This window comes from Streptomyces sp. NPDC048696 (genome assembly GCF_043198895.1).
In the GTDB taxonomy this organism is placed as follows: Bacteria; Actinomycetota; Actinomycetes; order Streptomycetales; family Streptomycetaceae; genus Streptomyces.
The window spans coordinates 91,619-109,811 of the sequence record NZ_JBICVJ010000015.1 but is presented as its reverse complement, the minus strand read 5'-3'; the positions used below and the strand labels follow the sequence as shown (position 1 = coordinate 109,811).

Below are 18,193 nucleotides of genomic sequence, written 5' to 3'. Positions count from 1 at the left end.
ACGGCTCTTCGGAGGCGTACCGCCCGTACCCTTGCAGTACGCAGTATCACGAGGGCGTCAAATAGTGGGCGCCCACGACTGAAGGAACACACATGCTTATCGCTCAGCGTCCGTCGCTGACCGAAGAGGTCGTCGACGAGTACCGCTCGCGGTTCGTGATCGAGCCGCTGGAGCCGGGCTTCGGCTACACCCTCGGCAACTCGCTCCGCCGCACCCTCCTGTCCTCGATCCCGGGCGCCGCTGTCACCAGCATCCGGATCGACGGCGTTCTGCACGAGTTCACCACCGTGCCGGGCGTCAAGGAGGACGTGACCGACCTCATCCTCAACATCAAGCAGCTGGTCGTCTCCTCGGAGCACGACGAGCCGGTCGTGATGTACCTGCGCAAGCAGGGCCCGGGCCTGGTCACCGCCGCCGACATCGCGCCCCCGGCCGGTGTCGAGGTGCACAACCCGGACCTCGTCCTCGCCACGCTCAACGGCAAGGGCAAGCTGGAGATGGAGCTGACCGTCGAGCGCGGTCGCGGCTACGTCTCCGCCGTCCAGAACAAGCAGGTGGGCCAGGAGATCGGCCGTATCCCGGTCGACTCCATCTACTCGCCGGTGCTGAAGGTCACGTACAAGGTCGAGGCGACCCGTGTCGAGCAGCGCACCGACTTCGACAAGCTGATCGTCGACGTCGAGACCAAGCAGGCCATGCGCCCGCGTGACGCCATGGCGTCCGCCGGTAAGACCCTGGTCGAGCTGTTCGGTCTGGCGCGCGAGCTCAACATCGACGCCGAGGGCATCGACATGGGCCCGTCCCCCACGGACGCCGCCCTTGCCGCCGACCTGGCGCTGCCGATCGAGGAGCTGGAGCTCACGGTCCGCTCGTACAACTGCCTCAAGCGCGAGGGCATCCACTCCGTGGGTGAGCTCGTGGCTCGTTCCGAGGCCGACCTGCTCGACATCCGCAACTTCGGTGCGAAGTCGATCGACGAGGTCAAGGCGAAGCTGGCCGGCATGGGCCTCGCGCTGAAGGACTCGCCGCCCGGATTCGACCCGACGGCCGCGGCTGACGCCTTCGGCGCCGATGATGACGCGGATGCCGGTTTCGTGGAGACTGAGCAGTACTAAGAGCTCGGACCTCACGGTCTGAATGTCGGGTGCGGGAGCGCTGTGCTTGATCGCGCCCCCGCGACGGAGTCGCATATCGACACAGTCCCGCGCCCCTTCCGGAAGCGCCCCTTCGGGGCTGCTCCCGGATCTCCGACAGGCGACCGCCTTGCTCGGATACTGACCCCGGTACCTGATACGGCCAGGGCAGACACCTAGGAGAATGCAATGCCCCGTCCCGCAAAGGGCGCCCGCCTCGGCGGCTCCGCCGCGCACGAGAAGCTGCTCCTCGCGAACCTCGCGAAGTCGCTCTTCGAGCACGGCCGCATCACCACGACCGAGGCCAAGGCCCGCCGCCTGCGTCCGGTCGCCGAGCGCCTGATCACCAAGGCGAAGAAGGGCGACATCCACAACCGTCGCCTGGTGCTGCAGACGATCACCGACAAGGGCATCGTCCACACCCTCTTCACCGAGATCGCGCCGCGCTACTCGGAGCGTCCGGGTGGTTACACCCGTATCACCAAGGTCGGCAACCGCCGTGGTGACAACGCGCCGATGGCCGTGATCGAGCTGGTCGAGGGCGAGATCGCCAAGAAGGCGACCGTCGCCGAGGCCGAGGCCGCCGCGAAGCGCGCCGTCAAGGAGGCCGACGAGGCCGCCAAGACCGCCGAGGTCGAGGACGCCGCTCCGGCGGAGGAGTCGAAGGACGCGTAAGCGTTCTGCGGACTGACGGGCCCGTTCCCTTCGGGGGGCGGGCCCGTTCCGCTTTTCTGCCGGTCTGAGAGGATCTGTTACGTGAGTGATGAGGTGGAGCCCGGCCGGGTCCGGGTGCGTCTTGACCTGTCGTACGACGGCAAGGACTTCTCCGGCTGGGCCAAGCAGCCCAGCGGGCGGCGGACGGTCCAGGGCGAGATCGAGGACGCGCTGCGCACGGTGACGCGGTCGGCCGGGACGTACGACCTGACGGTCGCCGGGCGCACCGACGCGGGGGTGCACGCGCGCGGGCAGGTGGCCCATGTCGATCTGCCCGAGGACGTCTGGGCCGAGCACCGCGAGAAGCTGCTGCGGCGGCTCGCGGGACGGCTGGCGCACGATGTGCGGATCTGGCGGGTGGCCGAGGCGCCCAGCGGCTTCAACGCGCGCTTCTCCGCTATCTGGCGGCGGTACGCGTACCGGGTGACCGACAACCCCGGCGGCGTCGACCCGCTGCTGCGCGGCCATGTGCTGTGGCACGACTGGGAGTTGGACGTCGAGGCGATGAACGCCGCCTCGGCCGCGCTGCTCGGCGAGCACGACTTCGCCGCGTACTGCAAGAAGCGCGAGGGCGCCACCACCATCCGTACGCTCCAGGAGCTCTCCTGGGTGCGCGGCGAGGACGGCATCGTCACCGCGACCGTCCGCGCCGACGCCTTCTGCCACAACATGGTGCGCTCGCTGGTGGGCGCGCTGCTGTACGTCGGCGACGGGCACCGGGGTGTGGAGTGGCCGGGCAAGGTGCTGGCCGCGGCCGTACGGGACTCGTCCGTGCACGTCGTCAAGCCGCACGGGCTCACCCTGGAGGAAGTCGGCTACCCCGCCGACGAGTTGCTGGCCGCGCGCAGCCGCGAGGCACGCAACATGCGGACGCTGCCGGGGCGCGAGGAAGGCCCCGGCTGCTGCTGAGGGACGGTCAGCGGGCGGGAGCCGTCGCCGCCGCCGAGGCCTGGGCCTCGCCTCGGGCGACTATCTGACGGAACGTGAACTCGGACAGGTCGTCGCCGGGGGCGAAGGCGTTCTTGTCGCCCTTGGTGACGTTCTTGCCGTTGGTGTAGCCGCTGATGCTGAAGTAGGCGTACCGGCCGTACGAGTTGGACAGGTTGCGGCAGACCGTGTGGCCGCCGTCGCAGAAGCCGGGGACCCCCTCGCCGGTGAGCGGGGCGAGGCCGATGCCCGCCTGCTGCTTGGCCCGGGTCGCCTTCGCCTCGTTCTCGAAGGTGGCGACGCCGATGGTGACGGCGACGCCGTCCTTCACGTACGTGGCGCGGATGACCTGTTCGCAGCCGTTGGACTCCAGGGCCGAGCCGAGCGAACCGAGCGTCGCGGAGGCGCAGTCGGTGGTCCGGGCGGTCGGGCCCTTGGTGTAGGTGCGGTCGCCCATCTTCAGCGTCTTGCCCGGGAAGAGCGTGTCGGCGCTGAGCGGCGCCTTGTCCTTCTTGGCGCTGGATATGAAGTCGTGCGGGTTGGGCGGGGGCGGCGGCGCCACCGACGAGAACGACGGCTGCGGCTGCGCGGTGTCGCTGGGCAGGGTCTGGGGCGAGGGCAGCTCGCTCGCGGACTTGCTGTCGCCGCCGTCCTTGGAGCCGCCCGTCGTCACGATCGCGGTGGCGACGATCGCCACGACGGCGGCCGTGGCCACCGCGCCGCCGCCGATCAGCAGCCACCGCTTGCGGCGGCTGCGCGCCGCGGCCTCGTCGGCGAGCGCTGCCCAGTCCGGTGTGCCGTTGTTGTCCCCCGGGCCCCACGAGGGTCCCCCTTGCCCAAAGCTCATGGCGCGCATCCTAATTCGGTTGTGGTCCGACGCACCCGGTGGGCGACAATCCGCCTATGGGACATGTAGAGGCCGCACACCTGGAGTACTACCTGCCGGACGGGCGGGTGCTGCTCGGCGACGCGTCGTTCCGGGTGGGGGAGGGCGCGGTGGTGGCCCTGGTCGGCGCGAACGGCGCCGGCAAGACGACCCTGCTGCGGATGATCTCCGGTGAGCTCCAGCCGCACGGCGGCAGCGTCACCGTGGGCGGCGGGCTCGGGGTGATGCCGCAGTTCGTGGGGTCGGTGCGGGACGAGCGCACCGTCCGTGACCTGCTGGTCTCGGTGGCGCAGCCGAGGATCCGGGAGGCGGCGGCCGAGGTGGACCGGGCCGAGCACCTGATCATGACGGTCGACGACGAGGCCGCGCAGATGGCGTACGCGCAGGCGCTGAGCGACTGGGCGGAGGCGCGCGGGTACGAGGCCGAGACCGTCTGGGACATGTGCACGATGGCCGCGCTGGGCGTCCCGTACGACAAGGCCCAGTTCCGCGAGGTGCGCACGCTCTCCGGCGGTGAGCAGAAGCGGCTCGTCCTGGAGGCGCTGCTGCGCGGCCCGGACGAGGTGCTGCTCCTGGACGAGCCGGACAACTATCTGGACGTGCCGGGCAAGCGCTGGCTGGAGGAGAAGCTGAAGGAGACCCGCAAGACGGTCCTCTTCGTCTCCCACGACCGGGAGCTGCTGTCGCGGGCCGCCGAGAAGATCGTCAGCCTGGAGCCGAGCCCGGCCGGTACGGACGTGTGGGTGCACGGCGGCGGCTTCGGCACGTACCACGACGCCCGCAAGGAGCGCTTCGCCCGCTTCGAGGAGCTGAAGCGGCGCTGGGACGAGGAGCACGCGCGGCTGAAGGCGCTGGTGCTGCGGCTGCGCAACCAGGCCGCGATCAGCCCGGACATGGCCTCGCGGTACCGGGCGATGCAGACGCGGTTCAAGAAGTTCGAGGAGGCCGGGCCGCCGCCGGAGCCGCCGCGCGAGCAGGAGATCACCATGCGGCTGCGCGGCGGGCGTACCGGTGTACGTGCCGTGACCTGCGAGAACCTTGAGCTGACCGGGCTGATGAAGCCGTTCTCGCTGGAGATCTACTACGGCGAGCGGGTGGCGGTGCTCGGCTCGAACGGGTCGGGCAAGTCGCACTTCCTGCGGCTGCTCGCGGGGGACGCCTCGGTCGCGCACACCGGGACCTGGAAGCTGGGCGCGCGGGTGCTGCCCGGGCACTTCGCCCAGACCCACGCGCATCCCGAGCTGCTCGGGCGCACGCTCGTCGACATCCTGTGGACGGAGCACGCCAAGGACCGGGGCGGGGCGATGTCGGTGCTGCGGCGGTACGAGCTGGAGCGGCAGGGCGACCAGCCCTTCGAGAAGCTCTCCGGCGGGCAGCAGGCGCGCTTCCAGATCCTTCTGCTTGAGCTCGCGGGTACGACGGCGCTGCTGCTGGACGAGCCTACGGACAACCTCGACCTGGAGTCCGCCGAGGCGCTCCAGGAGGGTCTGGAGTCGTACGACGGCACGGTCCTGGCCGTCACCCACGACCGCTGGTTCGCCCGCTCCTTCGACCGCTACCTGGTGTTCGGCGCGGACGGGGTGGTACGGGAGAGCGCGGGGCCGGTGTGGGACGAGCGCCGGGTGTCCCGCGAGCGGTGAGCCCCACCCCGCCCCTTCCCGCTGTGACATGTGCGGCTCCGCCGCGTGGCCTCCGGGGGTGGGTGGGGGGTGAAGGCGGTTTCCCGGAGGCTGCGCCCCCTGCACCCCGCTTCGTTCGTCTGCGGACCGTGTTGGGTTGCTCGCGCAGTTCCCCGCGCCCCTTGATGGGCCCTTCGGGCCCTTCGGGCCCTTCTTCAGGGGCGCGGGGAACTGCGCGACCAGCCACACACAACGCGCAGACGAAACCGCACCCCCGAACGGCCCGTTTTGACCCGGCCGGGGGCGCCCGGGTATTCTTCTGGTTCGTTATGCGTATTGGCTTGGTCGTTCTCACGCGAGAGGCCGTTGCGCAGGTTCTCTGGAGCAGTTACCAGTGGCTCGCATACGGGGCAGTGTCCCCGGCAGTGTGAGCCCCAGCTGCATGATCGCTTCAGGGTGCAATGTCTGGTACCCCATCCACTAAGAAGCGAAGGCTACGAAGTGCGTACGTACAGCCCTAAGCCCGGCGACATCACTCGCCAGTGGCACGTCATTGACGCGCAGGACGTCGTCCTGGGCCGTCTGGCGACGACCGCTGCCAACCTCCTCCGGGGCAAGCACAAGCCTGTGTATGCGCCCCACATGGACATGGGTGACTTCGTCGTCATCATCAACGCCGACAAGGTGCACCTGTCCGGCAACAAGCGCGAGCAGAAGATGGCCTACCGCCACTCCGGCTACCCGGGCGGCCTCCGCTCGGTGCGCTACGACGACCTCCTGGCGAACAACCCGGAGAAGGCCGTCGAGAAGGCCATCCGCGGCATGATCCCCAAGAACTCCCTGGGCCGTCAGATGCTCTCGAAGCTGAAGGTCTACTCGGGCGACCAGCACCCCCACGCTGCCCAGCAGCCGGTGCCGTTCGAGATCACCCAGGTCGCGCAGTAGTTCCGGCCACCCCCTAAACAGAAAAGAATCTGAGGAGAATCGTGGCCGAGACCACCGTCGAGACCCCCATCGAGGGCGACGAGACCTACGACGCCGTTACCACCTTCGAGTCGGAGGTGCCCGTCGAGGGCGAGTACACCTCCGAGTCGATGGCCTCCCGCTTCGGTGACCCGCAGCCGGCCGCCGGCCTGGGTCGTCGCAAGAACGCCATCGCCCGCGTCCGGATCGTCCCGGGCACCGGCAAGTGGAAGATCAACGGGCGTACGCTTGAGGACTACTTCCCGAACAAGGTCCACCAGCAGGAAGTCAACGAGCCCTTCAAGGTGCTTGAGCTCGACAACCGCTACGACGTCATCGCCCGCATCTCGGGTGGCGGCGTCTCCGGCCAGGCCGGCGCCCTGCGCCTCGGCGTGGCCCGCGCGCTGAACGAGGCGGACGTCGAGAACAACCGCCCGACCCTGAAGAAGGCCGGCTTCCTCTCCCGCGACGACCGTGCGGTCGAGCGCAAGAAGGCCGGTCTCAAGAAGGCCCGCAAGGCTCCGCAGTACAGCAAGCGCTAAATCGCGCCTGCCTGTACGGCAAATCGTCGCCCCGGCAGCACTCTCCGTGCTGCCGGGGCGGCGTTCTTTTCGACCCCAGTCGCGGGCGTCCGGGTGCGGCGCCTGGTGGATCGCAATGGAGGACAGCAGTGGGACGACTCTTCGGCACGGACGGTGTACGCGGCGTGGCCAACGCGGATCTGACGGCGGAGCTCGCGCTCGGCCTGTCGGTCGCGGCGGCGCACGTGCTGGCCGAGGCGGGTACGTTCGCGGGCCATCGGCCCACCGCGGTGGTCGGCCGCGACCCCCGCGCGTCCGGGGAGTTCCTGGAGGCCGCGGTCGTCGCGGGTCTGGCGAGCGCGGGCGTCGACGTGCTGCGCGTCGGTGTGCTGCCGACCCCGGCCGTCGCGTATCTCACCGGCGTCCTGGGCGCGGATCTCGGCGTGATGCTCTCCGCCAGCCACAACGCCATGCCGGACAACGGTGTCAAGTTCTTCGCGCGCGGCGGCCACAAGCTCGCCGACGAGCTGGAGGACCGCATCGAGCGCGTCTACGAGCAGCACCGCACGGGTGAGCCGTGGGAGCGGCCGACGGGCGCCGGTGTGGGCCGTGTGCGTACGTACGAGGAGGGCTTCGACAAGTACGTCGCCCACCTCATCGGTGTGCTGCCCAACCGTCTCGACGGGCTGAAGGTCGTCCTCGACGAGGCGCACGGCGCCGCCGCGCGCGTCTCGCCCGAGGCGTTCACGCGGGCCGGGGCCGAGATCGTCACGATCGGCGCCGAGCCGGACGGGCTCAACATCAACGACGGCTGCGGCTCGACCCACCTGGACCTGCTGAAGGCCGCCGTCGTCGAGCACGGCGCCGACCTCGGCATCGCGCACGACGGGGACGCCGACCGCTGCCTGGCCGTGGACGCGCAGGGCAACGAGGTCGACGGCGACCAGATCCTCGCCGTGCTGTCCCTCGCCATGCGCGAGGCGGGCACCCTGCGCGGCAACACGGTCGTCGCCACGGTGATGTCCAACCTCGGCTTCAAGATCGCGATGGAGCGCGAAGGCGTCTCCGTCGTCCAGACCGGCGTCGGCGACCGCTACGTCCTGGAGTCGATGAAGGAGCACGGCTACGCGCTCGGCGGCGAGCAGTCCGGCCACGTGATCATCCTCGACCACGCCACCACCGGCGACGGCACGCTCACCGGTCTGATGCTGGCCGCGCGCCTCGCCGCGACCGGCCGCTCGCTGGCCGACCTGGCCGGTGTCATGGAGCGCCTGCCACAGGTCCTGGTCAACGTCCCCGACGTCGACAAGTCCCGCGTCTCCACCTCCGCCGAGCTGACCTCCGCGGTCACCGAGGCCGAGCGCGAGCTGGGCTCCACCGGCCGCGTCCTGCTGCGCCCCTCGGGCACCGAGCCGCTGGTGCGCGTGATGGTCGAGGCCGCCGACATCGACCAGGCGCGGTCGGTGGCGGGCCGCCTGGCGGACGTGGTGAAGTCCGCGCTGGGCTAGCTGGGTTGACGTACGTACGTAGTACGTACGTGAGTGACCGTGACCGCGAAGGGCGGCCCCGCATCGGCGGGGCCGCCCTTCGCCGTTCCCGCGGCCGTTCCTACAGCTTGCGCAGGGACAGCTTCTGGACCTTGTGGTCGGGGCCCTTGCGGACGACCAGGGTGGCGCGGCCGCGGGTGGGGGCCACGTTCTCCACCAGGTTGGGCCGGTTGACGGTCCGCCAGGTGGTGCGGGCGTAGTCGAGGGCTTCTTCCTCGGAGACCTGGGTGTACTTGCGGAAGTACGAGAACGGGTTCTGGAAGGCCGTCTCGCGCAGCTTGCGGAAACGATTCAGGTACCAGGTCTCGATGTCCTCGGGGCGGGCGTCGACGTACACGCTGAAGTCGAAGTAGTCGGCGAGGCCGACCCGGGTGCGGCCGTCCGATCCGGGCAGGGCGGGCTGCAGGACGTTCAGGCCCTCGACGATGAGGATGTCGGGGCGGCGCACGGTGAGCCGCTCGCCGGGCACGATGTCGTAGATGAGGTGCGAGTAGACGGGGGCGGTGACCTCGTCCTTGCCCGCCTTGATGTCGGCGACGAACCGGGTCAGGGCGCGCCGGTCGTACGACTCGGGGAAGCCCTTGCGCGACATCAGGCCGCGCTTTTGCAGCTCGGCCATCGGGTACAGGAAGCCGTCGGTGGTGACCAGCTCCACGCGCGGGTGCTCGGGCCAGCGGGCCAGCATCGCCTGCAGGAGGCGGGCGACCGTGGACTTGCCGACGGCGACGGACCCGGCCACGCCTATGACGAACGGGGTGCCGCGCTGGGCGCCGTGGCCGTTGCCCGCGTCGCCCAGGAACGTGTTGAGGGAGCCGCGCAGCTGGGCGGTGGCCTGTACGTACAGGTTGAGCAGCTGGGACAGCGGCAGATAGATGTCCCGCACCTCGTCCAGGTCGATGACGTCGCCGAGCCCGCGCAGCCGCTCCACCTCCTCGGCGGTCAGCGGCAGCGGCGTCTTGTCACGCAGCGCGCTCCATTCGCTGCGGGTCAGGTCTACGTACGGTGTCGAGTCCGCCCGGCGGTGGGCGCTTCGTGGCGGCGAAGTGATCACATGGCCATTGTCGGGGGTGGCGGCCGGAAGTGGGGGGTGGGGTGGGTCACGTGCGTACCCGCCCGCGGGCAGGCCGCGCGAGTGCTCCCCCTGGAGCGGCCCCGCGGTCGTAGGCTGCGGCCATGTGCGGAATCGTGGGGTACGTGGGAGCGCAGTCAGCGCTCGATGTTGTCATCGCCGGTCTCAAGCGCCTCGAATACCGGGGCTACGACTCGGCGGGGGTCGCGGTCCTCGCGGACGGCGGCCTGGCCGCGGCCAAGAAGGCGGGCAAGCTCGTCAATCTGGAGAAGGCCCTGGTCGACGGCCCGCTGCCGAGCGGGACCACGGGCATCGGGCACACCCGGTGGGCCACCCACGGCGGCCCGACCGACGCCAACGCCCACCCGCACCTGGACAACGCGGGCCGGGTCGCGGTCGTCCACAACGGGATCATCGAGAACTTCGCGGCGCTGCGGGCCGAACTGGCGGAGCGCGGCCACGCGCTGGCCTCCGAGACGGACACCGAGGTCGTGGCGCATCTGCTGGCCGAGGCGTACTCCTCCACCGAGGACCTGGCCGAGGCGATGAGGCAGGTGTGCCGGCGCCTCGACGGCGCGTTCACCCTGGTCGCGGTGCACGCGGACGAGCCGGACGTGGTGGTCGGGGCGCGCCGGAACTCCCCGCTGGTGGTGGGCGTTGGAGAGGGTGAGTCCTTCCTCGCCTCGGACGTGGCCGCGTTCATCGCCCACACGCGGTCCGCGATCGAGCTGGGCCAGGACCAGGTCGTGGAGCTGCGGCGGGACGGTGTGTCGGTCACCGACTTCGACGGGGCTCCCGCGAAGGTGCGGTCGTACCACGTGGACTGGGACGCGTCGGCCGCGGAGAAGGGGGGCTATGACTACTTCATGCTCAAGGAGATCGCCGAGCAGCCCAAGGCCGTGGCCGATACGCTGCTCGGCCGTATCGACGCGGCGGGCTCGCTGACGCTCGACGAGGTGCGCATCCCGGCGTCGGTGCTGCGCGAGGTCGACAAGGTCGTGATCGTGGCGTGCGGTACGGCGTACCACGCGGGCATGATCGCGAAGCTGGCGATCGAGCACTGGACGCGGATCCCCTGCGAGACGGAGCTCGCCAGCGAGTTCCGCTACCGGGACCCGATCCTCGACCAGCGCACGCTGGTGATCGCGATCTCGCAGTCCGGCGAGACCATGGACACCCTGATGGCGCTGCGGCACGCGCGCGAGCAGGGCGCGAAGGTGCTGGCGATCTGCAACACCAACGGCTCGACGATCCCGCGCGAGTCGGACGCGGTCCTGTACACGCACGCGGGCCCCGAGGTCGCCGTCGCGTCCACCAAGGCGTTCCTGACCCAGCTGGTCGCCTGCTATCTGGTGGCCCTGTACCTGGGCCAGGTGCGCGGCACGAAGTGGGGCGACGAGATCCAGGCGGTCATCCGTGACCTGGCGTCGATCGCGCAGGACGTCGACCAGGTCCTGGAGACGATGGAGCCGGTGCGCGAGCTCGCGCGGTCGCTGTCGGACAAGAACACGGTGCTGTTCCTGGGCCGCCATGTGGGCTACCCGGTGGCGCTGGAGGGCGCGCTGAAGCTCAAGGAACTGGCCTACATGCACGCGGAGGGATTCGCGGCGGGGGAGCTGAAGCACGGCCCGATCGCGCTGATCGAGCCCGATCTGCCGGTGGTGGTGGTGGTTCCTTCGCCGCGGGGCCGTTCCGTCCTCCACGACAAGATCGTCTCCAACATCCAGGAGATCAGGGCGCGGGGGGCGCGGACGATCGTGATCGCGGAGGTCGGGGACGAGGCGGTCGTGCCGTACGCGGACCATCTGATCCGCATCCCGGCGACGCCGACACTCCTCCAGCCGCTCGTCGCCACGGTCCCGCTCCAGGTCTTCGCCTGCGAGCTGGCCACGGCGCGGGGCAACGAGGTCGACCAGCCGCGCAACCTCGCGAAGTCGGTCACCGTCGAATGATCATCGGGGTGGGAATCGACGTGGCCGAGGTCGAACGCTTCGGGGAGTCGCTGCGGCGCACGCCCGGCCTGCTCCAACGCCTGTTCGTGGAGCAGGAGTTGCTGCTGCCGAGCGGCGAGCGCCGGGGCACCGCGTCCCTGGCGGTCCGCTTCGCCGCGAAGGAGGCCCTGGCGAAGGCCCTGGGCGCGCCGGCGGGCCTGCAGTGGACGGACGCGGAGGTGTACGTGGAGGAGAGCGGGCAGCCGCGGCTGCGGGTACGGGGGACGGTGGCCGCGCGGGCGGAGGCGTTGGGGGTGCGGGGGTGGCATGTGTCGTTGAGCCATGATGCGGGGGTGGCGTCGGCGGTGGTGATCGCGGAGGGCTGACCCCCCACCCCGCCCGTTCCCGCAGTGACATGTGCGGCTCCGCCGCGTGGCCTCCGGGGGTGGGTGGGGGTGAAGGTGGTCTCCCGGGGCAAAGGGGCCCCCGGACCCCTTTGCGGGGGCTGCGCCCCCTGCACCCCGCTGCGAGGCTCCGCCCCTGCACCCCACCCCTTCGTCTGCGGACCGTGCTGGGTTGCTCGCGCCCACGCGGCGGAGCCGCAAATGTCACAGCCCCGCGCCCCTTAGATGGGCCCTTCGGGCCCTCCTTTAGGGGCGCGGGGAACTGCGTGAGCAACCCCCACCGGCCCGCAGACAACCGACCACCGCCGGAGGCCGTCGCCGGGGTGGCAGGCGGGGCCGGGATTCGGAAGGGTGGACCCATGCGTATCGCTTATCGCGTGGAGACCGTTCGGGCCGCCGAGCGGGAACTGATGGCCCGGCTCCCCGAGGGGGCCCTCATGCAGCGCGCCGCCGCCGGCCTGGCGGCAGCCTGCGCGGGAACCCTCGGCCGGGTGTACGGCGCCCGCGTCGTCGTCCTGGCGGGCAGCGGGGACAACGGCGGGGACGCGCTGTACGCCGGCGCCCGCCTGGCCCGACGCGGGGCGGGCGTCAACGCCGTACTGCTCGCGCCGGACCGCGCGCACCCCGGCGGACTCGCCGCGCTGCTGCGGGCCGGCGGCCGCGTCGCCGACGACCCGTACGACGTACTCGCCGCCGCCGACCTCGTCCTCGACGGCATCACCGGCATCGGCGGCCATGGCGGCCTGCGCCCCGACGCGGTGCCGGTGGCCCGCGCGGCCCGCGGCTCCAACGCGCTCGTCGTCGCCGTGGACCTCCCCAGCGGTGTCGACGCCGACACCGGGGAGGTGGACGGGGAGGCCCTGCACGCCGACGCGACGGTCACGTTCGGGACGTACAAGCCGGGCCTGCTCATCGACCCCGCGCACGCGTACACCGGCGCCGTACGGCTCGTGGACATCGGTCTGGACGAGTTCCTGCCGTCCGTGCCGGACTGCGAGGCGCTGCAACACGCGGACGTGGCGCAGCTGTTGCCGGTACCGGCGGGAGAGAGCGACAAGTACCGGCGGGGTGTGCTCGGGATCGTCGCCGGGTCCGCGCGCTATCCGGGCGCGGCGGTGCTCGCCGTCGCGGGCGCGCTGAGCGGGGGCGCGGGGGCGGTGCGGTACGTGGGGCACGCCGCCGACGGGGTCGTGGCCCGTTTCCCGGAGACGCTGGTCTCGGACGGGCCGCCGGCCAAGGCGGGGCGGGTCCAGGCGTGGGTGGTCGGACCCGGCCTCGGGGACGCGCCGGGCGTCGCCGACGTCCTCGCCTCCGATGTGCCGGTGCTCGTCGACGCGGACGGGCTGCGGGGTCTGGACGCCGAGGCGGTACGGGCGCGGACCGCGCCGACGCTGCTCACCCCGCACGCCGGGGAGGCGGCGGCGCTGCTCGGGGTGAGCCGGGCGGAGGTGGAGGCGGGGCGGCTGCGGTGCGTGCGCGAGCTGGCTTCGCGGTACGGGGCGACGGTGCTGCTGAAGGGGTCGACCACCTTGGTCGCCGACCCCGGCGGGCGGCTGCCGGTCCGGGTCAACCCGACGGGTACGCCGTGGCTGGCGACGGCCGGGAGCGGTGACGTGCTGTCGGGGCTCGCGGGGTCGTTGCTGGCGGCGGGGCTTTCCGCGCGGGACGCGGGGTCCGTGGGGGCGTATCTCCATGGTCTGGCGGCGCGGCGTGCGGCGGCTGCCGCACCGCTGACGGCCTCGGCCGTCGCCGCGGCGCTCCCGTCGGCGTGGCGCGACACCTACGCCTGACCCGCCCCGGTCCCACCGAGGCTCCGCCCCGAACCCCGTTTCCGCCTCCGGCGGGCGGGCATTCCCCACCCCGCCCCTTCCCCAAAGCCTCCGGCGGTTGTCGTTTCGTCTGCGGGCCGGTGGGGGTTGCTCGCGCAGTTCCCCGCGCCCCTTGGATGGGCCCTTCGGGCCCTCCTGTAGGGGCGCGGGGCTGTGTCGATTTGCGGCTCCGCCGCGTGGGCGCGAGCAACCCAGCACGGTCCGCAGACAAAGGGGCGCAGGGGCCGCAGGCCCCGCGAAGGGGTCCGGGGGCGTAGCCCCCGGGTGGATGATGGCGCGCCCCGTGCCCCGCGCGGCGTCCGCGACACGCCCGGGGCCGACGGTTCGCTGGGTCCATGAGCGAACGACGTATTCCGCCACGCAGCACCCGAAACCGACGCAAACGCGTCCTCGGCGGCCTCGCCCTCGCCGCCACCCTCGCCCTGGGCGCCGCAGCCCCCACCCCCCAAGCGGCCTCCTACCCCGTCCCCCCGCACCCAGGACCTCCCGCCCCCGGCACCGCACCCGCCCCCGGCGAAGCCGCCCCCGTCGCGCCCGAATCCCTCGTCCCCGGTGAACCCCGCGCCCCCGGCGACATCCCGTACCTCATGGACACGCCCGACCAGGTGCTGCCGCCCCTCGTGTACGAGCCCGGTCCCGCCGAGGACGCCGTCGAGCCCGTCGCGCCCAGGGTGGCGGCGCCGCTCGTCGAGTACGTGCCGGGCAACGAGGTGGGGGCCGTCGCGTGCAGCAGGCAGGCCGGGCCGTATCAGCGGCAGGTGGAGCGGTGGCTCAGGCTGCCCGTGGACGGGAAGCAGTCCACCGCCGACTGCGCCGCGATCCGCCGGTTCCAGACCGAGCGCGGCATCCGGCCGGCCAACGGCTTCGCCGGACCCGTCACCTGGGGCACCATCCGGCTGCTCGCCGCCAAGGACCGGCCGAACGCCTCCGGTCACTGCCCCGTCCGCAAGAGTCGTATCGCCTGTGTCGATCTGGACCGGCAGCTCATGTGGGTGCAGAACGGACGGAACGTGGTCCTCGGGCCCCTTCCCATCCGCTCCGGACGGCCCGGGTACGCCACCCGTACCGGCACCTACCCCGTCTACTGGCGGCACAAGAACCACTGGTCGACGATCTACCACGCCCCCATGCCGTACGCGCAGTTCTTCAGCGGCGGGCAGGCGTTCCACGGGATCTACGACAACGTCTATTCGGCCGTCGGCTCGCGTGGATGCGTCAATCTGACCTACTCCGACGCCCGGCGTCTGTGGGGCGTGCTGCGCAAGGGTGACCCGGTCCACATCTGGGGGCACCGGCCCGGTTCCTGAGCCCGGGGGTGAGCTCTGAGAGACTTGGCGCGATGACCGCGATGACTCAGACACTGCACACCCGGGCCCGCGCCGAGATCGATCTGGCCGCGCTGCGCGCCAACGTCCGTGCGCTGCGTGCCCGTACCCCGGGCGCGCAGCTCATGGCCGTCGTGAAGGCGGACGCGTACGGGCACGGCGCGCTGCCGTGTGCCCGGGCCGCGGTCGAGGCGGGCGCCGCCTGGGTCGGCACCGCCACTCCGCAGGAGGCCCTGGCGCTGCGCGCGGCCGGGATCGGTGGCCGGATGCTGTGCTGGCTGTGGACGCCGGGCGGGCCCTGGCGCGAGGCGATCGAGGCCGACATCGACGTGTCGGTGAGCGGGATGTGGGCGCTGCGGGAGGTCACCGAGGCCGCCCGCGCCGCCGGACGCGTCGCGCGTATCCAGCTCAAGGCCGACACCGGGCTCGGGCGCAACGGGTGCCAGCCCGCCGACTGGCCCGAGCTCGTCCAGGCCGCCCTCGCCACCCCCGAGGTCCGCGTCACCGGCCTCTGGTCGCACTTCGCCTGCGCCGACGAGCCCGGCCACCCCTCCATCGCCGCCCAGCTCACGGTCTTCCGCGAGCTCCTGGCGTACGCGGAGAAGGAGGGCGTCGAGCCCGAGGTGCGGCACATCGCCAACTCGCCGGCCACTCTCACCATCCCCGAGTCGCATTTCGACCTGGTACGGACGGGTATCGCCATGTACGGCGTCAGCCCCGCGCCCGAGCTCGGGACCCCGGCCGACTTCGGGCTGCGGCCGGTGATGACGCTCGCCGCGTCCGTGGCGCTGGCCAAGCAGGTCCCGGCGGGTCACGGCGTCAGTTACGGGCATCACTACGTCACCAGGGCAGAGACCAACCTCGCGCTCGTTCCGCTCGGCTACGCGGACGGGATTCCCCGGCACGCCTCCGGGCGCGGGCCCGTCCTGGTCGGCGGGAAGGTGCGGACGGTCGCGGGGCGGGTCGCCATGGACCAGTTCGTGGTCGACCTCGACGGGGACGCCGTCGAACCGGGCGCGGAGGCGGTCCTGTTCGGCCCCGGCGACCGGGGCGAGCCGAGCGCCGAGGACTGGGCACGGGCGGCGGACACCATCGCGTACGAGATCGTCACCCGGATCGGTTCGCGGGTGCCGCGCGTCTATGTGAACGAGAGTCCGAACGACCGCCTTGACGGCTGAGCGCATGAGCGAATGAGCATGTGGGCCTGACAGCGGGCGTACGTGACCTGTCTATGACTGTCCGATCACTAGAACCACGGGAGCGGCACGGTGAGCGAGACCAGCGCGGGGGACGTGGTGCAGGCGGCCGCGGGCGGCTGGCGCCGGGCGGGTCTGGCCGGTGCCGCGATAGGCGTGGTGGCGGCGGGCGCCGCGGCCGGGGTCGCGGTGGAGCGGCTCACCGTCGGGCGCGGGATGCGCAAGAGGGCCAGGCTCGCGCTGGACGCGACGGGCCCGTACGGAGCCCTGCGCGGCATGCCGGGCCGCGCGTACGCCGACGACGGCACCGAGCTCTACTACGAGAGCGACGAGGTCGAGCCGCCCGGTGACGGCGACGGCCCGCGCCGGCGGCGGCTGTTCGGCCGCAAGCCCCCCGCGCCCGTCACCGTCGTCTTCTCGCACGGCTTCTGTCTCAGCCAGGACGCCTGGCACTTCCAGCGGGCCGCGCTGCGCGGGGTCGTGCGGACCGTCCACTGGGACCAGCGCAGCCACGGCCGCTCGGCGCGCGGCGAGGCGCAGACCCAGGGCAAGCCCGTCACCATCGACCAGCTGGGCCGCGATCTGAAGGCGGTCCTGGACGCGGCGGCGCCCGAGGGGCCGCTGGTGCTCGTGGGGCACTCCATGGGCGGCATGACGATCATGGCGCTCGCCGACCAGTACCCGGAGCTGATCCGCGACCGGGTCGTCGGCGTCGCCTTCGTGGGCACCTCCTCGGGCAAGCTCGGCGAGGTCAGCTACGGGCTGCCGGTGGCGGGCGTGAACGCGGTGCGCCGCATCCTGCCCGGCGTCCTGAAGGCGCTCGGCTCGCAGGCTGAGCTGGTGGAGCGGGGGCGGCGGGCCACGGCCGACCTGTTCGCGGGGACCATCAAGCGCTACTCGTTCTCCTCCAAGGACGTCGATCCGGCGATCGCACGGTTCGCCGAGCGAATGATCGAAGGAACGCCGATCGACGTCGTGGCGGAGTTCTATCCGGCGTTCGACGACCACGACAAGGCTGCGGCGCTCCAGGTCTTCGCCGAGGTGCCGGTCCTGGTGCTGGCCGGGGACCGCGATCTGGTGACGCCCAGCTCGCACAGCGAGTCCATCGCGGACCGGCTGCCCGACTCCGAGCTCGTCATCGTCCCGGACGGCGGGCACCTGGTGATGCTGGAGCACCCCGAGACGGTCACCGACCGCCTCGCGGACCTGCTGGCGCGCGTCGGGGCGGTGCCGGAGGCGACTAACGTTGGCACGTATGGAAGCACCGCACAGCCAGGCAGCTGAGGCCACGACCCGGCTCACTCTCCACTCCCCGGCCGAAATGCAGGAGTTGGGCCGCCGGATCGCCAAACTGCTGCGACCCGGCGACCTCGTCCTGCTCACCGGCGAACTCGGCGCGGGCAAGACGACGCTCGCGCGCGGCCTCGGCGAGGGCCTGGGGGTGCGGGGCGCGGTGACGTCCCCCACCTTCGTGATCGCCCGCGTCCACCCGTCCCTGACCGGCGGCCCGGCGCTGGTGCACGTCGACGCGTACCGGCTCGGCGGCGGTCTGGACGAGATGGAGGACCTCGACCTGGACGTCTCGCTGCCCGAGTCCGTGGTGGTCGTGGAGTGGGGCGACGGCAAGGTGGAGGAGCTGTCGGAGGACCGGCTGCACGTCGTGATCGACCGCGTGGTCGGCGAGACGGACGACGACCGCAGGGCGGTCACCGTGCGCGGTCTCGGCGGGCGCTGGTCGGACGCCGGGGTCGAGGGGCTGTAGTCCACGGAGCGGTCGGCGGGGGCCGCCGCGGCGCGCGGGATGTGCGGGGGATACGTACGTTCCGACAAGCCGTCGGCAAAATGTTGCGCGGGTCCCGCCGGGCGTGGTCACATGGATACAGAGACCTGGTTAGGTCTACCTAACCACGCCTTCTCCAGGAGCCGGGAGGCCGCCATGACCGTGTCGGAGCCCAAGGCGCAGCCCAAGGGCGCGCAGGGTGTGTCGATGAGCGATCTGCTGGCGTCCTGCGCGGCGGCGAACGCGGTCTCCACTCCGCCGAATCCTGCGGAGGCGGAGCGGCCTGCGGCCGGTGCCGTGGAGAAGGATGCACGCGGCGGCGTCCGGCGCGACGCGGCGTAACCCTTTC

17 protein-coding genes are annotated in these 18,193 nt (G+C 71.8%); 15 read left to right on the top strand and 2 right to left on the bottom strand.

The genetic code is table 11. The features are described 5' to 3' along the window. Positions 1-92 precede the first annotated feature (92 nt). From ACGFRG_RS28235 to truA, 3 genes are all read left to right on the top strand, one after another. Positions 93-1,115 (top strand): DNA-directed RNA polymerase subunit alpha, encoded by a 1,023-nt coding sequence (locus tag ACGFRG_RS28235; RefSeq protein WP_003956430.1) that lies wholly within the window; start codon positions 93-95, stop codon positions 1,113-1,115. A gap of 207 nt (positions 1,116-1,322) precedes the next feature. Next, positions 1,323-1,808, top strand: a complete 486-nt coding sequence (rplQ, locus tag ACGFRG_RS28230; protein WP_361430793.1) for a 50S ribosomal protein L17 — start codon at positions 1,323-1,325, stop codon at positions 1,806-1,808. 81 nt (positions 1,809-1,889) lie between these two features. Further along, complete coding sequence (truA, locus tag ACGFRG_RS28225; protein WP_361430795.1) at positions 1,890-2,756, top strand: tRNA pseudouridine(38-40) synthase TruA; 867 nt, start codon at positions 1,890-1,892, stop codon at positions 2,754-2,756. 7 nt (positions 2,757-2,763) lie between these two features. Here the strand turns inward: truA and ACGFRG_RS28220 are convergent, their stop codons facing one another. Then, positions 2,764-3,621, bottom strand: a complete 858-nt coding sequence (locus ACGFRG_RS28220) for a hypothetical protein (RefSeq protein WP_361430796.1) — start codon at positions 3,619-3,621, stop codon at positions 2,764-2,766. A gap of 56 nt (positions 3,622-3,677) precedes the next feature. Here ACGFRG_RS28220 and ACGFRG_RS28215 point away from each other — a divergent pair, with 56 nt between their 5' ends. The 4 genes from ACGFRG_RS28215 to glmM all read left to right on the top strand — a co-directional run bounded on the left by ACGFRG_RS28215 (position 3,678) and on the right by glmM (position 8,271). Further along, positions 3,678-5,300 (top strand): ATP-binding cassette domain-containing protein, encoded by a 1,623-nt coding sequence (locus ACGFRG_RS28215; protein WP_361430798.1) that lies wholly within the window; start codon positions 3,678-3,680, stop codon positions 5,298-5,300. A 480-nt stretch (positions 5,301-5,780) separates the two neighbouring features. Continuing rightward, positions 5,781-6,224: a 50S ribosomal protein L13 gene (rplM, locus tag ACGFRG_RS28210; RefSeq protein WP_361430800.1), complete on the top strand. Its 444-nt coding sequence runs from the start codon at positions 5,781-5,783 to the stop codon at positions 6,222-6,224. A 41-nt stretch (positions 6,225-6,265) separates the two neighbouring features. Continuing rightward, a complete protein-coding gene (gene rpsI / locus ACGFRG_RS28205; protein ID WP_361430801.1) occupies positions 6,266-6,784 on the top strand; it encodes a 30S ribosomal protein S9 in 519 nt (172 codons plus the stop codon). Positions 6,785-6,912: 128 nt separating this feature from the next. Continuing rightward, complete coding sequence (glmM, locus tag ACGFRG_RS28200) at positions 6,913-8,271, top strand: phosphoglucosamine mutase (protein WP_361430802.1); 1,359 nt, start codon at positions 6,913-6,915, stop codon at positions 8,269-8,271. A gap of 100 nt (positions 8,272-8,371) precedes the next feature. On the opposite strand, the gene coaA is transcribed toward glmM, so the two are convergent. Continuing rightward, on the bottom strand, positions 8,372-9,361 hold the full coding sequence (gene coaA / locus ACGFRG_RS28195) for a type I pantothenate kinase (protein WP_361430803.1): 990 nt from the start codon (positions 9,359-9,361) through the stop codon (positions 8,372-8,374). Positions 9,362-9,483: 122 nt separating this feature from the next. On the opposite strand from coaA, the gene glmS reads away from it, so the two are divergent. The 8 genes from glmS (at position 9,484) to ACGFRG_RS28155 (ending at position 18,186) form a co-directional block, all read left to right on the top strand. After that, positions 9,484-11,331 carry a glutamine--fructose-6-phosphate transaminase (isomerizing) gene (glmS, locus tag ACGFRG_RS28190; RefSeq protein ID WP_361430805.1) on the top strand — a complete coding sequence of 616 codons (1,848 nt, stop codon included), beginning with the start codon at positions 9,484-9,486 and terminating at the stop codon, positions 11,329-11,331. Then, positions 11,328-11,696 carry a holo-ACP synthase gene (locus tag ACGFRG_RS28185; protein ID WP_361430806.1) on the top strand — a complete coding sequence of 123 codons (369 nt, stop codon included), beginning with the start codon at positions 11,328-11,330 and terminating at the stop codon, positions 11,694-11,696. Before glmS ends, ACGFRG_RS28185 begins: the two co-directional genes overlap by 4 nt. Positions 11,697-12,073: 377 nt before the next feature. Continuing rightward, positions 12,074-13,504 carry an NAD(P)H-hydrate dehydratase gene (locus ACGFRG_RS28180; protein WP_393268413.1) on the top strand — a complete coding sequence of 477 codons (1,431 nt, stop codon included), beginning with the start codon at positions 12,074-12,076 and terminating at the stop codon, positions 13,502-13,504. A 374-nt stretch (positions 13,505-13,878) separates the two neighbouring features. After that, the gene (locus tag ACGFRG_RS28175) at positions 13,879-14,850 is read left to right on the top strand and encodes a L,D-transpeptidase family protein (RefSeq protein ID WP_361426538.1); all 972 of its coding nucleotides are present in this window, start codon (positions 13,879-13,881) and stop codon (positions 14,848-14,850) included. Between the two features lie 41 nt (positions 14,851-14,891). Continuing rightward, on the top strand, positions 14,892-16,046 hold the full coding sequence (gene alr, locus ACGFRG_RS28170; protein ID WP_361426763.1) for an alanine racemase: 1,155 nt from the start codon (positions 14,892-14,894) through the stop codon (positions 16,044-16,046). A gap of 90 nt (positions 16,047-16,136) precedes the next feature. Further along, a complete protein-coding gene (locus ACGFRG_RS28165) occupies positions 16,137-17,348 on the top strand; it encodes an alpha/beta fold hydrolase (RefSeq protein ID WP_393268409.1) in 1,212 nt (403 codons plus the stop codon). Beyond that, positions 17,320-17,826, top strand: a complete 507-nt coding sequence (gene tsaE / locus ACGFRG_RS28160; RefSeq protein WP_361426544.1) for a tRNA (adenosine(37)-N6)-threonylcarbamoyltransferase complex ATPase subunit type 1 TsaE — start codon at positions 17,320-17,322, stop codon at positions 17,824-17,826. Before ACGFRG_RS28165 ends, tsaE begins: the two co-directional genes overlap by 29 nt. 174 nt (positions 17,827-18,000) lie before the next feature. After that, positions 18,001-18,186 carry a hypothetical protein gene (locus ACGFRG_RS28155; protein WP_393268405.1) on the top strand — a complete coding sequence of 62 codons (186 nt, stop codon included), beginning with the start codon at positions 18,001-18,003 and terminating at the stop codon, positions 18,184-18,186. Positions 18,187-18,193 lie beyond the last annotated feature (7 nt).